Below are 13,020 nucleotides of genomic sequence, written 5' to 3' on the forward strand. Positions count from 1 at the left end.
TGATGCGGTGCCGGAAGATGTCGGTGGCTGCATCCGACCGCAGTTGCGCCATGCTCCGAGACTCCACCGGCTCACTCGGTGCACTTGAAGCGTGCGAACCATCCGGGTGTGCGGCACCGTTGGCGACGTTGGTGGCGGCGTCGGGGTCGTGGAAGCGGACCGTGCGCAGGTCGTGTCCGACGGCTGCGTCGATGGCGGTGACCACATACCCGGCGGACTCCGGATCGAGATACCAGTCGACGTGGGTCATGCCGTCGGCGGTGGTCGAGATCGTCAACGAGCGTCGCTGGCGGCGACGCTTCTCCCGCGACAGGATGCCATCATCGTCGAGACGGTCCCGCACCTGGACCGCCAACGCCCGCAACTGCGCCACCGTCAGATCGGGAGCATTCTCGACCAGCAGCCGCTCACCCAGCGCCAGCGCATCCGGCGAACACGCCGGCGCCGCCAAAGACAGCTCCCGCACGATCACCGCCGCCTGCTCGACACTGACGCGTGCCGCACCGGCACCGTCGACGCCTGCGTCGCTACCGACCGGATCGAGCTCGCGGGTGACCGTTGCGGCGAGCGCGGGATGCGTCGCCGGCAGGGGCTCGCCCGCGAGCGAGACACGTGGTGTTGTCGCCTCCCCCACGCTGCAGAACTGGCGCGCCGTCGGGAGCGCGATCCGCCACCTCTCCGCGAGCAACGCCGCGGGCCGGGAGTGACCTGCGCGGCGAACGGGGTTCTCTTCGCCGAGGAGCAGCGACCGGCGCGCCAGCTCGCCGGCGAGACCAACCTTGACGGCGTCGAGGACCGCCTGCGCATCGGCCAGCACATCGAGGGCCGCCAGCAACCCGTCGCGCGACAGTCCCGACGGCGCTGCCATGCTCCGGAGGGAGTTGCGCAGAGCGTCGGCTGGTGTTGCGGTCATGACACCATTTCATCACGAGCCACCGACATTAGAGAGGCGTAAAAACAAGCATTGACCTGCACTTTTCCTGTGGATAGATCGCAGGACTTCAGGCTTGTGGAGGAGGGTGCAACCACGCGCCGCCGAAGGTGCCGACGTGCAAGCGCCCCCTCCCGGCCCCCGTTCACCCGCCGATGCGAAACTGGCCGCATGACCGCATCAGCACCTGAACCAGCACCCGCATCAGCACCAGCACCCGCACCCGCACCCGCACCTGCGCCCGTCCTGCTCATCACCGGCACCTCATCCGGAATCGGCCGCGCGACCGCCGTCGCCGCCGCCCGGGCCGGATACACCGTCGTCGCCACGATGCGCGATGTGACCAAGGCCGCCCCGCTCCGGGCCGCCGCGCTCGAGGCCGGCGTGACCGTCGACGTGCAGCCGCTCGACGTGACGGACGCCGCCTCCATCGAGGCAGGCATCGGACACATCATCGCCACCTACGGCCGGCTGGATGCCCTGCTCAACAACGCCGGCGCCGGTCACGTCGGAACTATCGAAGCCGAGCCGCTCGACGCGGTGCGCGCAGTGATGGAGGTGAACTTCTTCGGCGTCGTCGCCGTCAGCCGGGCGGCGATGCCCCTGCTGCGCGAGAGCCGGGGACGGCTGGTGACGGTCTCGAGCGTCGGGGGCGTCGTCGGGCAGCCGTTCAACGAGGCCTACTGCGCGGCCAAGTTCGCGGTCGAGGGGTTCCTCGAATCGCTCGCTCCCGTCGCCGCGACGGTCGGGGTCAGGGTGACGGTGGTCGAGCCGGGCGCCGTTTCGACCGAGTTCGTCGCGAACGTGGGCGTCGATGGGTCGCAGCCGACGGACGGCACGCCGTACGAGCCGGCCTTCGCCGCGTATCTCGAGCGGACGCGGACGGCCTTCGATCCTGCCAATGCGCAGACGGCCGAGGGAGTCGCCGACGTGCTGGTCGAGCTGCTCCTCTCGGATGAACCTCCCGCCCGCGTGCAGACCTCCGAGGCGGCGAAGCGCTTCGTCGGCGTCAAGCTCGCCGACCTCGACGGCTCCGCCGTGCAGGGCCTCACCGCCGGCTGGGTCGCGACCGCCTGACGTGAGCGCAGAACACCGACTGACGCGTGCGTAACAGCCCGTCGCATCCTTCGGGAATAGACCGCGCTGTAACGCGTTGATCTAGACTCAGAACGATAAACGTGCTCCGGGGTCGGTGAAAGTCCGAACCGGCGGTGACAGTCCGCGAGCGGGACTGCGTGCGAACGCAGCCTGCTGATCCGGTGGAATTCCGGGACCGACGGTAATGGGGTCAGGCATCAGCCTGACCGCTCAGTCCGGATGGGAGGCAGCACGGCGGACGGTCGTCTCGACCGCTCCGCACGGGTGACTTCTGTCACGCGACCCCGGATGGCGTCTCGACCGAGAGACAGGACAGACCGGATGACGTGGGAAGCGGCCATGCGCACCGCCATCGAGCTCGCGCACAACGGGCCGGCGACAGGTGTGAACCCCCGCGTGGGCTGCGTGATCCTCGACGCCGACGGCGTGACGATCGCCGAGGGCTGGCATCGCGGCGTCGGAACGGCGCACGCAGAAGTGGATGCCCTCAGCAAGCTGCCCGAAGGCGGCGCTCGCGGAGCCACGGCCGTCGTCACGCTCGAGCCCTGCAATCACACAGGTCACACCGGGCCCTGCTCCGAGGCGCTGATCGCCGCGGGTATCGGCCGGGTCGTCTACGCGGCGAGCGACCCCGGGCACATGTCGGGTGGCGGAGCCGCGCGGCTGCGCGAGGCCGGCGTCGATGTGACGGGCGGCGTGCTCGTCTCCGAGGTGGAGGCGTTCCTCGACGACTGGCTGACAGCGGCACGCCTCGGGCGTCCGTACATGACCGTCAAGTGGGCCAGCAGCCTGGACGGGCGGATCGCGGCGCTGGACGGCACGAGCACGTGGATCACCGGTGCCGCCGCGCGGCAGCGTGTGCACGAGCAGCGCGAGGCCTCCGACGCGATCATCGTCGGCACGGGCACCGTGCTCGCCGACGACCCGAGCCTCACCGCACGCGGCGATGCCGGCGAGCTGATGGCCCGCCAGCCGGCACCCGTCGTCGTCGGCACCCGCGCCATCCCGAAGGATGCCGCCGTGTTCCGGCACCCGCATCCGGTGATCTTCGAGGGCACGCACGACGTGCACGAAGTGGTGCGGGATCTGCGAGCACGCGGCTTCCGGCGGGTCTACGTCGAGGGCGGCCCCACGCTCGCCAGCGCGTTCGTGGCCGCCGGGCTGGTGGACGAGTTCGCCATCTACCTCGCGCCCACCCTGCTGGGCGGAAACCGCCTGGCGCTCGGCGACATCGGGATCAGCACGATCGACGAGCAGCTGAAGCTGCGCATCCTGTCGGTCGATCAGCTGGGGAGCGACCTGCTCATCCGGGCGGTTCCCCTGAGAAGCGAAGCGGCGCAGCACCCTGGTGACGTGGCGCAGCGACCAAGCGATACAGCGCAGAAGACAGAAGGAGACTGAGGATGTTCACCGGAATCATCGAGGAGCTCGGAGAGATCACGGCGGTCGACTGGGCGGACGACGCGGCGCGCGTCACGGTGCGCGGACCCGTCGCGGTCAGCGACGCCAAACACGGCGACTCCATCTCTGTGAGCGGCGTGTGCCTGACGGTCATCGACCAGGATGCCGTGAGCTTCACCGCGGACGTGATGGCCGAGACGCTCGCGATGAGCACCCTCGACGGTGTCCAGCCCGGTCGCCGGGTGAACCTCGAGCGCGCTGCACAGGTCGGAGACCGCCTCGGCGGCCACATCGTGCAGGGCCACATCGACGGCACAGCCACGATCCTCGCGATCACCGAGGGCAGCGCGTGGCGCGTCGTGCGGCTCAGCCTCGACCCGGAGCACGCTCCGCTCGTGGCGCGCAAGGGATCCATCGCGATCGACGGCGTCTCGCTCACCGTGAGCGAGGTCGGCGGCGGCCTCGACGACGGCTGGTTCGAGGTGTCCCTCATCCCGGAGACCCTCGAGGCCACCACCCTCGGCGATCGTGTCGTGGGCGACCGCGTCAACATCGAGACCGACATCCTGGCCCGCCACGTCGAGCGGATGCTCGGTCTGGGCTACCTCGGACGGGAAGAAGTCCTCCCCTCGTCCATCATCGAACCGGAACGGAGCGCTTCATGAGCCTCGCCACCATCCCCCAGGCACTCAGCGCATTGCGCGAGGGCCGACCGGTCATCGTCGCGGACAACGAGAGCCGTGAGAACGAGGGCGACGTCATCATCGCCGCCGAACTCGCCAGCCAGGAGTGGATCGCCTGGACGGTCAAGAACTCCTCCGGCTTCATCTGCGCTCCGATGACGAACGAGATCGCCGACAGGCTCGAGCTCCCCGTCATGGTAGCCGTCAACGAGGATGCCCGCGGAACGAACTACACCGTGAGCGTCGACGCGGCCGACCGCCTCAGCACCGGCATCAGCGCGGCGGACCGCGCGCACACCCTGCGCGTGCTCGCCGACCTGGACTCGACACCCGCCAGCCTGCACCGCCCCGGCCACATCCTGCCGCTGCGCGCCGTCGACGGAGGCGTGCGCGAGCGCGACGGCCACACCGAGGCCGCCGTCGACCTGATGAAGCTCGCCGGTCTCACCCCGGTCGCGGCGATCGCCGAGATCGTCGCCGACGACGGCGAGATGATGCGCCTGCCGGGCCTCATCGAATTGGGCGAGCGCGAAGACGTGCTCGTCATCACGATCGAGGCGCTGATCGCCTACCTGCAGGAGTTCCACTGCGACCAGCAGCTCGAATCGGTCACCCCGATCCCCGAGACGTCGCGGGTGATCTTCGAGGTCGAGACCACGGTGCCCACCACGCACGGGCCGTTCAAGATGCGCGCGTACCGCGACCGGATGACCGGAGCCGATCACGTCGCGATCGTCGCCGGCAACCCCACCGCGAACGGCACGCTGGTCCGCGTGCACTCGGAGTGCCTGACGGGCGAAGCATTCGGTTCGCTGAAGTGCGAGTGCGGACCCCAGCTCGACGCGGCCCTGGACACGATCCAGCGCGACGGCGGCGTCGTCGTCTACCTGCGCGGCCACGAGGGCCGGGGCATCGGCCTGATCAACAAGCTCCGTGCCTACAAGCTGCAGGAGGAGGGGCTCGACACGCTCGACGCCAACCTCGCCCTGGGGCTGCCGATCGATGCCCGCGACTACCGCGCGGCGACGGCCATCCTGCAGGACCTCGGCATCTCGTCGGTGCGCCTGCTGACCAACAACCCCGAGAAGGTGCGCCAGCTCGAAGAGCACGGGATCGCCGTCGACGAGCGCGTCCCGCTCGTCGTGGGCGTCGGCGCCTTCAACGAGGGCTACCTCGAGACCAAGCGTGACCGGATGGGTCACGACATCCCCCAGGCTGAGATCGCAGCGGAAAGGACCGGACGATGAGCGGAGCAGGAGCACCGGAGGCGACGGAGAAGCTCGACGGGAGCGGCCTGCGGGTCGTCATCGTCGCGGGCACGTGGCACGAGCAGATCACCGACGGGCTGATCGCCGGCGCGGAACGGACGCTGCGCGAGGCCGGTGCGGACTACAGTCTCGTGCGCGTTCCGGGCAGCTTCGAACTCCCGGTCGCCTCCAAGCGGGCGCTCGAGGGCGGGGCGGATGCGGTGGTCGCGCTCGGCGTGATCATCCGCGGCGGCACCCCGCACTTCGAGTACGTCTCGTCGGCGGCGACCGACGGCCTCACCCGCGTCGCCATCGACACGGGCAAGCCGGTGGGCTTCGGCGTGCTGACGCTCGACGACGAGGCGCAGGGCCTCGACCGCGCTGGTCTCGAGGGCTCCCACGAGGACAAGGGCGCCGAGGCGGCCCACGCCGCCCTCGCGACGGCGCTCGTGCTGCGCGGGCTCTAGCCCGCGTTCGCTAGCCCCGGCTGCGGGCTACGGCTTCCAGACCATGAGGACGACGACCACGACGAGCAGGATGCTCGCCACGCCGGAGCCCGCAGCGATCGCCGGGTAGCCGCGCGCCTCGAGATCGGCCGCTTCGGCGGCCGGCGTCGGCACCGACCCGCCGGCCACGGCCGGAGCGGCGGTGGCGGCGGTCAGCCCGTCCAAGGCGTCGGCCGCGCGCCGCATCGCCGGCACGACGACGAACAGCGTGAGCCCGAGCGCGATGACGTAGGCGATGATCGACCACAGGATCCACGGCGTGGTGATCGACGTCTTGTACTTCGGGTCGGACATTCCCATCACGGCGAACCCGAACAGCACCGTGAGCAGCGACAGCAGCGAGAAGATGTTCGTGGACTTCGCCAATGTCCTCACCTGGGAGGCGTTTCCGGCGCGGACGGCGCGCATGGCCGTCATGGGCAGGATCGCCATCGGGCCGACGATGAAGACGGCCGACACGACGTGCAGAACGTTGAACAGGGTATCCATGCGACCAGCCTAACGAGGCGCCCGATTCGGCGCCGTCGCGCTCTCGACATAGGGTGGAAGGGCGCCACAAGCGCATCCAGTTCCGCTCACGTGTTCGCAGACGCCCGACCGACGCCCGTCACACCGCGTTGTCCCCTCGTCTCCTGCCGCGCCTTCAGGCGGCTCGCACCGTCGCGTCCGTCCTGACGCGGCATTCCTCATCCGGAGTTCTCTCATGTCTTCGACGGTTTCCGTCACCCCGTCCACTCCCGCCCCGGCCAACACGCGCGGTCGTGTCATCCTGGCCAGCCTCATCGGCACCTCGATCGAGTTCTACGACTTCTACGTCTACGCGACAGCCGCCGTGCTGGTCTTCCCGTCGCTGTTCTTCACGAACGAGGATCCGACCACCGCCCTGCTCGCGTCATTCGCCGTCTTCGGCGTCGCGTTCATCGCGCGGCCGATCGGTTCGATCGTGTTCGGCCACTTCGGCGACCGGATCGGGCGCAAGGGCACGCTGGTCGGCTCGCTGCTGACGATGGGCATCGCCACGGTGCTGATCGGCTGCCTCCCCACGGCGCAGGTGCCGGGCTGGGAGTTCTGGGCGCCGTTCCTGCTGGTGGTCATGCGGTTCTGCCAGGGACTGGGTCTCGGCGGCGAGTGGAGTGGCGCGGCCCTCCTCGCCACGGAGAACGCACCGGCGGGCAAGCGAGCGATCTACGGCACCTTCCCGCAGCTGGGCGCGCCCATCGGCTTCATCGTCGCGAACGTCCTGTTCCTCATCCTGAACCTGTCGATGAGCGCTGAGGCGTTTGCGGCGTGGGGCTGGCGGCTGCCGTTCCTGCTGAGCGCCGTGCTCGTGATCGTCGGGCTCTACGTGCGCCTCAAGCTGGTCGAGACGCCCGCCTTCCAGAAGGTCGTCGACACCGGCGAGGTGGCGAAGCTGCCGCTGGCGCGCGTGTTCCGCAGCAGTTGGCGGCAGATCGTGCTCGGCACGTTCATCATGCTGGCGACCTATGTGCTGTTCTATCTGATGACCGCGTTCACGCTCACCTACGGCACCACGGCCAAGCCGGCCGGCCTGGGCTACACGCGCAACGAGTTCTTGATCATGCTGATCGTCGGCGTCGTCTTCTTCGGCGTGTTCACCCTGGTCGCCGGACCGCTCGCGGAGCGCTTCGGCCGCCGCAAGACGCTGATCTGGGTGACCATCGGCATCATCGTGTTCGGCCTGCTCTTCGTGCCGCTGTTCGCCGGCGGCACCGTCGGCACGATGGCGTTGCTGATCGTGGGATTCACCCTCATGGGCCTCACCTTCGGGCCGATGGGCGCCGAGCTGCCCGAGCTGTTCCCGACCAACGTGCGCTACACCGGGTCGGCGATCAGCTACAACCTGTCGAGCGTGCTCGGTGCCGCGGTCGCTCCGACCATCGCGGTCTGGCTGTGGACCATGGCCGGCGGGAGCACCGTGTGGGTCGGCGTCTACCTCTCGGTGGCGGGCGTGCTCACGCTGATCGCCCTGCTGCTCAGCAAGGAGACGCGCGACATCGACTTCACCGACAACGTCTCCTAGCGCGGGCCGCGCCCGGCCGCTCGACGCTGTCTTTCGTTGAAGGGCGGCGAACGCATCCAACCGCTTCGCGTCGGATGCGTTTGCCGCCCTTCAACGGTTGTGTTAGTTAGCCGGACGGCTATATATTGTGCGTGTGGCTACAGATGTGGTGTGGGATGCGCTGGCCGACCCGACCCGGCGACGGATCGTCGAGCTCCTGGTGCGGGAGCCGCTGCGGGCGGGCACGATCGCGGACGAGTTCCCTGTGGCCGCTCCCACGATCAGCCGGCATCTGCGCGTTCTGCGCACGGCGGGCATCATCGAGGAGACCCGCGTCGCCGACGACGCCAGGGTCAAGGTGTACCGGCTGCGGCCGGAGCCTTTCGGCGACCTCGGCGCCTGGATCGACCAGGTGCAGGCGTTCTGGCGCGACCGGCTGAGTGCGTTCGCCGCCGCGGTCGACGACGAGATGGCGCGACCGGGGGCCGCGGGAGCGCGCCCGACGGAGTGAGCACGCCCGACGGAGTCGGCACGTCCGTCGGAGTCAGCACGTCCGACGGAGTCAGTGAGAGGAGCACGACATGAGCGAGACGGCGGAGAGCGACGAGGCGGTCGCGACCACGAGCATCCGGGTCGCAGCGCCGCCTGCGGTGGCGTTCCGGGTGTTCACCGAGCAGATCGGCAACTGGTGGCGCCGTGGCACGCACTACTGGAACGACGCGGCACGCGGCCTGCGGCTCGAGTTCGAGCCGGGCGTCGGCGGTCGTCTGCTGGAGGTGTACGACGACGGCGCCTACGAGATCGGCCGGGTGACGGCGTGGGAGCCGGCAGAGCTGCTTGGCTTCACCTGGCGTGAGGCGAGCTGGGAGCCGGAGGCGTTCACGACCGTCGACGTGCGGTTCGACGCCGACGGCGACGACGCGACCCTGGTCACCGTGCGGCATGGCGGCTGGGACACGGCGGGGCACCGCGACAGCCTGGGCGGCTACAGCTCGGGATGGGTCGAGCTGCTCGAGTGGTTCGGCGAGCGCGCCGCGCAGGACGGCGAGAGCGCCGCGCGGGCCGGCGGCGCGGGGGCGTGATGTTCACGCACATGGCGATCCACCATCCGAAGCCGGAGCACCGCGACGCACTGCGCGCCTCGATGGGGCGCGTCGACGCAGCCGCCACCGGATCGCCCGGCCTGATCCGGATCAACGCCTGGAGCGAGATCGACGGTCCCCGCCTCGTGGGCATCGCGATGTGGGAGTCGCGCGAGGCGTTCGAAGCCGCGGCTCCGCGCATGTTCGGGGCGGTCGCCGACGACCCGTTCGACGTCTGGTCGGCCGCGCCCGCAGAGAACTTCTACCTCGAGGCGTGAGCCCGATCGGAGCGCCACAGCGCTCCTCGCCTCCCGCTCCTCAGCCGAGGAAAAGCGTGCGCAGCCGCCGCGTGGTCAGGATGAGCCCCAGTGCGATCATCACCGCGAAATAGAGCACGTGCCAGAGCAGTCCCCACGACACCGCCCCGGTCGTGAGCCCGCGCACGAGCTCCACGCCCTGCCAGAGCGGCATGGCCCGGATGACCCACTGGATGCCCTCCGGATACACCGTGATCGGGTAGAAGGTGGCTGACAGCAGGAACATCGGCAACATGATGAAGTTGATCCAGTCCATCTGCTGGAACGTCTTCATGTAGCTGGTGATGCCCATCCCGAAGCTGGCGAAGCCGAACGCGATCAGCAGGACCGCCGGCAGCGCGAGGATCGCCCACCACGACAGGTTCAGCCCGAGGACCTGCATCACCAACATGAAGCCGACCGCGTACAGCGCCCCCCGGGCGAGCGCGAGGAGGATCTCCCCCAGCGCGACGTCGAGCGGCCCGAGCGAGGTGGCGAGCATCCCCTCGTAGAGCTTCGCGAAGTGCATCTTGAAGAAGACGTTCCAGGTGGAGTCGTAGACCGCGCCGTTCATCGCCGCCGTGGCCAGCAGGGCCGGTGCGATGAAGGCGGCGTACGAGACCGGCTGCCCGGTCGAGGTCACCACGTCGCCGACGAGCGCGCCGAGGCCGATGCCGAGCGAGAGCAGATAGAAGATCGGCTCGAAGAAGCCCGAGACCACGACCAGCCAGTTGGTGCTGCGCGTGGCCAGCCACCCGCGTTGCATGACCGCCGACGCGTTGCCGGCGTACAGCGAGCGCAACGGCCGTGCGTGCGAGACGGAGGCGATCAACTTGTCGTCGGTGACGGTCACTTGTTCAACCTCCTCGCGGCGATGCGTCGGGTCCACATCCAGAAGCCGACGAACAGCGCACTCAGATAGAGGACGTGGGTGATCGTGAGCCAGATCGGCTCCGGCGACCCGTAGGTGAAGACGCGCGCCAGCTCCGTGGAGTGCCACAGCGGTGAGATCCAGCCGATCCATTGCAGGAACCAGGGCATCGACGACAGGGGGAAGAACGTGCCGGAGAACAACGTCATCGGCAGCAGCACGAAGCGCATCAGCATCGCGAGCTGGCCGGTGTCCTGCTCCAGCGTGGCGACGTACGCCATCACGGGGACGCCGAAGGCGAGGCCGCCGAGTACGGCGACCGGGATGGCCAGGAACCCGGTGGGCAGCGGCACCGCGCCGAACAGCAGCATCACCGCGTAGTAGATGATGCTGGCGGCGAGCAGGCGCGCGACCACGGAGATCACGATGCCGTCGATGATCTGCCCGGGTGCGATCGGCGCCGCGTTCATGCCGTAGAAGGTGGGGTTCCACTTGAAGCCGAGCATCACCGGATAGGTGAACTCCTCGCTCGCGATCGTGACGGCGGCCGTGCAGAGGAGCGCCGGCGCGACGAAGGCGAGGTAGCTCACGCCGTCGACGCCCTCGTCCCCGAGGTTGTGGCTGACCAGACTGCCCAGTCCGATCCCCATGGCGAAGAGGTAGAGCAGCGGGTACCCGAAGGCCGTCATCAGCACGGTCTGCAGGTACGAGCGCATCACCCGGAAGCGGTGCTCCGCGACGTACCAGGCGCCGAACCGCCGCGGCTTGACGGCGCCGGCGATGGCGACGCGGGCATCCGGCGCGGCCGTCGAGATCTCGGTCATTCGATCAGACTCCGGCCGGTGAGTCGCAGGAACACGTCTTCGAGGCTCGACCGTCGCACCAGGCTCGTGATCGGATGCAGCCCGCGCTCGGTGATGCGGGTGAGTTCCGCCTCGCCGTCGTCGCTGTAGACGAGGATGCGGTCGGGCAGCACTTCGATGCGCTCCCCGATGCCGCCGAGCTGGCCGGCCACATCGGCGTTGCGTTCCGAGCCGAACCGCACCTCGAGCACCTCGCGCGACGAATACTGCCGGATGAGCGCAGCGGGCGCGCCCTCGGCCATGATGGCGCCCTTGTCGACCACGACGAGTCGATCGCAGAGCTGCTCCGCCTCGTCCATGTAGTGCGTCGTGAGCACGAGAGTGGTGCCCTGCTCCTTGAGCCGGAACAGGCGGTCCCACAGGATGTGCCTGGCCTGCGGGTCGAGGCCGGTCGTCGGTTCGTCGAGCAGCAGGATGCGCGGGTCGTTGATGAGCGCCCTGGCGATTGTGAGACGCCGCTTCATGCCGCCGGAGAGGTCGTCGACCTTCGCCTTGGCCTTGTCTTGGAGTTGTGCGAACTCGAGGAGTTCGTCGGCGCGCTTGCGCACCCGTGCGCCGGGCAGGCCGAAGTAGCGGCCGTAGACGATGAGGTTGTCGCGCACCCTCAGCTCGGTGTCGAGGTTGTCGGCCTGGGGCACGACGCCCAGCTGCGACCGGATCTCGGGACCGTAGCGATCGGGGTCGAGGCCCAGGATGCTCAGCTCGCCGTCGGTGCGGGTGGAGACCGCGCCCACCATGCGCATCGTGGTGGACTTACCGGCGCCGTTGGGCCCGAGCAGGCCGAACGATTCCCCGGAATCGACCTCGAAGCTGATTCCGTTGACAGCGGCGAACTCCTTGTACTTCTTGACGAGGTTGTTCGCGGTGATGACGGGCGTCGGCATAGTTCAGAACACTAGCCCGATGCGCCGACATTGCCAGGGGCCCGGCAGGTCAGAAGTCGGCGATGCCCTTGCCGATCAGCACGACCCCGATCACGAGCAGCAGAACCGTCATGATCGTCGCGTTGTTCGCGAGGAGCCAGACGCGCAGCGCGTCGAGCGGGCCGGCCATCTTGGCCGACGCCAGGAGGTAGGCGACGACCGGGATCACGACGGTGCACGCCGCGATGAGGACGAAGATCACGATCGCGATCACCTGCTGGCCGACGGCGATGCCCGAACCGCCGATCGCGAGGCCGCCGGCGACGGCCATCAGCAGGTTCTTGGGGTTGACGGCCGCAAGCAGGAAGCCGAGGCCGAGAGCGGCGGCCGGCTTCATGGAGTCGATGGCGGACATCCACTTCGGTGTCGCCGCCGTCTCCCCCGCGTGCGGGCGCTTGCGCCACTGGCTCCAGGCCAGCAGGAGCAGCGCGAGCCCGAGGATGATCTTGATCACGCCGGCGATCGGCTTGGAGGCGGACGGGTCGGCCGCCGGGATCACCGCGGAGAGCAGGGTGAACACCACGACCGCGACCACGATGCCGAGGAGCCAGCCGATCATGAAGCCGACGCTGGTACCGCGCGCCTTGGGCGAGAGAAGCATCAGGATCGCCGCGATGATGGGGATCGGACTGATCGCCACCCCGAGCGCGCTGGGCAGGATCTCCCCGATGACACCGTTCACGTCGTTCCCCTCTCGACAGCCTGGATCACTTGTGCCGAACCTAGCGCACCGGTGGTTGCTGGGCCAGGTGCAGCTCGGGCCAGTGCCTCGTGATCGTTCGCGGCGAGCGAAGTCAATCCAGGTTGACGCTGGGGTCCTCGTCAACTAGCGTTGACCGCATGGACGTCAGCACCATCCACACCCTCGCCGGCGATGCCGGATCCGACGACCCCATCGTCGCCCTGCGCGCGATCGCGAGACTCCGCAGCGAACTCGACCGCGTCGAATCCGCTGCTGTGCGGCGCGCGCGCAACGCCAACGCGACCTGGCAGCTCATCGCGCTCGCCCTCGGTGTGAGCAAACAAGCAGTTCACAAGAAGTACGGTCGAAGGTAGCGTCTGCACCCCTCCCCGACCGGCGCACCCCCGAATCCCGATA

At 69.0% G+C, this 13,020-nt stretch carries 16 protein-coding genes and 1 riboswitch; of the genes, 10 read left to right on the top strand and 6 right to left on the bottom strand.

Going from position 1 to position 13,020, the window contains the following annotated elements:
• On the bottom strand, nt 1–913 hold a 913-nt coding region (locus AC1DB1_RS00005; RefSeq protein ID WP_477199313.1), incomplete at its 3' end, for a DUF222 domain-containing protein.
• A gap of 189 nt (nt 914–1,102) precedes the next feature.
• On the opposite strand from AC1DB1_RS00005, the gene AC1DB1_RS00010 reads away from it, so the two are divergent.
• The 5 genes from AC1DB1_RS00010 to ribH all read left to right on the top strand — a co-directional run bounded on the left by AC1DB1_RS00010 (nt 1,103) and on the right by ribH (nt 5,827).
• On the top strand, nt 1,103–2,008 hold the full coding sequence (locus tag AC1DB1_RS00010) for an SDR family NAD(P)-dependent oxidoreductase (protein ID WP_477199314.1): 906 nt from the start codon (nt 1,103–1,105) through the stop codon (nt 2,006–2,008).
• A gap of 97 nt (nt 2,009–2,105) precedes the next feature.
• Nucleotides 2,106–2,266, top strand: a riboswitch (FMN riboswitch).
• Nucleotides 2,267–2,350: 84 nt separating this feature from the next.
• Nucleotides 2,351–3,430 carry a bifunctional diaminohydroxyphosphoribosylaminopyrimidine deaminase/5-amino-6-(5-phosphoribosylamino)uracil reductase RibD gene (gene ribD, locus AC1DB1_RS00015; protein WP_477199315.1) on the top strand — a complete coding sequence of 360 codons (1,080 nt, stop codon included), beginning with the start codon at nt 2,351–2,353 and terminating at the stop codon, nt 3,428–3,430.
• A gap of 2 nt (nt 3,431–3,432) precedes the next feature.
• A complete protein-coding gene (locus tag AC1DB1_RS00020; protein WP_271177389.1) occupies nt 3,433–4,095 on the top strand; it encodes a riboflavin synthase in 663 nt (220 codons plus the stop codon).
• Nucleotides 4,092–5,360 carry a GTP cyclohydrolase II gene (ribA, locus tag AC1DB1_RS00025; protein WP_271177390.1) on the top strand — a complete coding sequence of 423 codons (1,269 nt, stop codon included), beginning with the start codon at nt 4,092–4,094 and terminating at the stop codon, nt 5,358–5,360. Before AC1DB1_RS00020 ends, ribA begins: the two co-directional genes overlap by 4 nt.
• Nucleotides 5,357–5,827, top strand: coding sequence for a 6,7-dimethyl-8-ribityllumazine synthase (gene ribH, locus AC1DB1_RS00030; RefSeq protein ID WP_477199316.1), 471 nt, complete (start codon nt 5,357–5,359; stop codon nt 5,825–5,827). Before ribA ends, ribH begins: the two co-directional genes overlap by 4 nt.
• 27 nt (nt 5,828–5,854) lie before the next feature.
• Here the strand turns inward: ribH and AC1DB1_RS00035 are convergent, their stop codons facing one another.
• The gene (locus tag AC1DB1_RS00035; RefSeq protein WP_477199317.1) at nt 5,855–6,355 is read right to left on the bottom strand and encodes a DUF2269 family protein; all 501 of its coding nucleotides are present in this window, start codon (nt 6,353–6,355) and stop codon (nt 5,855–5,857) included.
• Nucleotides 6,356–6,569: 214 nt separating this feature from the next.
• Between AC1DB1_RS00035 and AC1DB1_RS00040 the strand changes: the two genes are divergently transcribed.
• The 4 genes from AC1DB1_RS00040 to AC1DB1_RS00055 all read left to right on the top strand — a co-directional run bounded on the left by AC1DB1_RS00040 (nt 6,570) and on the right by AC1DB1_RS00055 (nt 9,246).
• Entirely contained in the window at nt 6,570–7,907 is a 1,338-nt protein-coding gene (locus tag AC1DB1_RS00040; RefSeq protein ID WP_477199318.1) for an MFS transporter, read from the top strand.
• A gap of 133 nt (nt 7,908–8,040) precedes the next feature.
• Nucleotides 8,041–8,397: an ArsR/SmtB family transcription factor gene (locus AC1DB1_RS00045; RefSeq protein ID WP_477199319.1), complete on the top strand. Its 357-nt coding sequence runs from the start codon at nt 8,041–8,043 to the stop codon at nt 8,395–8,397.
• Nucleotides 8,398–8,467: 70 nt separating this feature from the next.
• A complete protein-coding gene (locus tag AC1DB1_RS00050; protein WP_477199320.1) occupies nt 8,468–8,968 on the top strand; it encodes an SRPBCC domain-containing protein in 501 nt (166 codons plus the stop codon).
• A gap of 11 nt (nt 8,969–8,979) precedes the next feature.
• Entirely contained in the window at nt 8,980–9,246 is a 267-nt protein-coding gene (locus AC1DB1_RS00055) for an antibiotic biosynthesis monooxygenase family protein (RefSeq protein WP_271177396.1), read from the top strand.
• A gap of 40 nt (nt 9,247–9,286) precedes the next feature.
• Here AC1DB1_RS00055 and AC1DB1_RS00060 read toward each other — a convergent pair whose 3' ends face one another.
• The 4 genes from AC1DB1_RS00060 to AC1DB1_RS00075 are packed head-to-tail and all read right to left on the bottom strand — an operon-like array spanning nt 9,287 to nt 12,603.
• On the bottom strand, nt 9,287–10,117 hold the full coding sequence (locus AC1DB1_RS00060; RefSeq protein WP_477199321.1) for an ABC transporter permease: 831 nt from the start codon (nt 10,115–10,117) through the stop codon (nt 9,287–9,289).
• On the bottom strand, nt 10,114–10,959 hold the full coding sequence (locus AC1DB1_RS00065; RefSeq protein ID WP_477199322.1) for an ABC transporter permease: 846 nt from the start codon (nt 10,957–10,959) through the stop codon (nt 10,114–10,116). The genes AC1DB1_RS00060 and AC1DB1_RS00065 overlap by 4 nt, the downstream gene beginning before the upstream one ends.
• Nucleotides 10,956–11,882 (bottom strand): ABC transporter ATP-binding protein, encoded by a 927-nt coding sequence (locus AC1DB1_RS00070; RefSeq protein WP_477199323.1) that lies wholly within the window; start codon nt 11,880–11,882, stop codon nt 10,956–10,958. Before AC1DB1_RS00070 ends, AC1DB1_RS00065 begins: the two co-directional genes overlap by 4 nt.
• Before the next feature lie 49 nt (nt 11,883–11,931).
• Complete coding sequence (locus AC1DB1_RS00075; protein ID WP_271177400.1) at nt 11,932–12,603, bottom strand: GAP family protein; 672 nt, start codon at nt 12,601–12,603, stop codon at nt 11,932–11,934.
• A gap of 158 nt (nt 12,604–12,761) precedes the next feature.
• Here AC1DB1_RS00075 and AC1DB1_RS00080 point away from each other — a divergent pair, with 158 nt between their 5' ends.
• Nucleotides 12,762–12,977 (top strand): hypothetical protein, encoded by a 216-nt coding sequence (locus tag AC1DB1_RS00080; RefSeq protein WP_477199324.1) that lies wholly within the window; start codon nt 12,762–12,764, stop codon nt 12,975–12,977.
• Nucleotides 12,978–13,020: the final 43 nt, after the last annotated feature.

Source organism: Leifsonia sp. 10N434, assembly GCF_056394405.1.

Excerpts from the sequence above, each read along its gene's own strand:
- AC1DB1_RS00010 (WP_477199314.1), top strand. The coding sequence starts at position 1,103 with ATGACCGCATCAGCACCTGAACCAGCACCCGCATCAGCACCAGCACCC.
- AC1DB1_RS00080 (WP_477199324.1), top strand. The coding sequence starts at position 12,762 with ATGGACGTCAGCACCATCCACACCCTCGCCGGCGATGCCGGATCCGAC.
- AC1DB1_RS00035 (WP_477199317.1), bottom strand. The coding sequence starts at position 6,355 with ATGGATACCCTGTTCAACGTTCTGCACGTCGTGTCGGCCGTCTTCATC.
- AC1DB1_RS00055 (WP_271177396.1), top strand. The coding sequence starts at position 8,980 with ATGGCGATCCACCATCCGAAGCCGGAGCACCGCGACGCACTGCGCGCC.
- ribD (WP_477199315.1), top strand. The coding sequence starts at position 2,351 with ATGACGTGGGAAGCGGCCATGCGCACCGCCATCGAGCTCGCGCACAAC.
- AC1DB1_RS00070 (WP_477199323.1), bottom strand. The coding sequence starts at position 11,882 with ATGCCGACGCCCGTCATCACCGCGAACAACCTCGTCAAGAAGTACAAG.
- AC1DB1_RS00040 (WP_477199318.1), top strand. The coding sequence starts at position 6,570 with ATGTCTTCGACGGTTTCCGTCACCCCGTCCACTCCCGCCCCGGCCAAC.
- AC1DB1_RS00065 (WP_477199322.1), bottom strand. The coding sequence starts at position 10,959 with ATGACCGAGATCTCGACGGCCGCGCCGGATGCCCGCGTCGCCATCGCC.
- ribA (WP_271177390.1), top strand. The coding sequence starts at position 4,092 with ATGAGCCTCGCCACCATCCCCCAGGCACTCAGCGCATTGCGCGAGGGC.
- AC1DB1_RS00050 (WP_477199320.1), top strand. The coding sequence starts at position 8,468 with ATGAGCGAGACGGCGGAGAGCGACGAGGCGGTCGCGACCACGAGCATC.
- AC1DB1_RS00020 (WP_271177389.1), top strand. The coding sequence starts at position 3,433 with ATGTTCACCGGAATCATCGAGGAGCTCGGAGAGATCACGGCGGTCGAC.
- ribH (WP_477199316.1), top strand. The coding sequence starts at position 5,357 with ATGAGCGGAGCAGGAGCACCGGAGGCGACGGAGAAGCTCGACGGGAGC.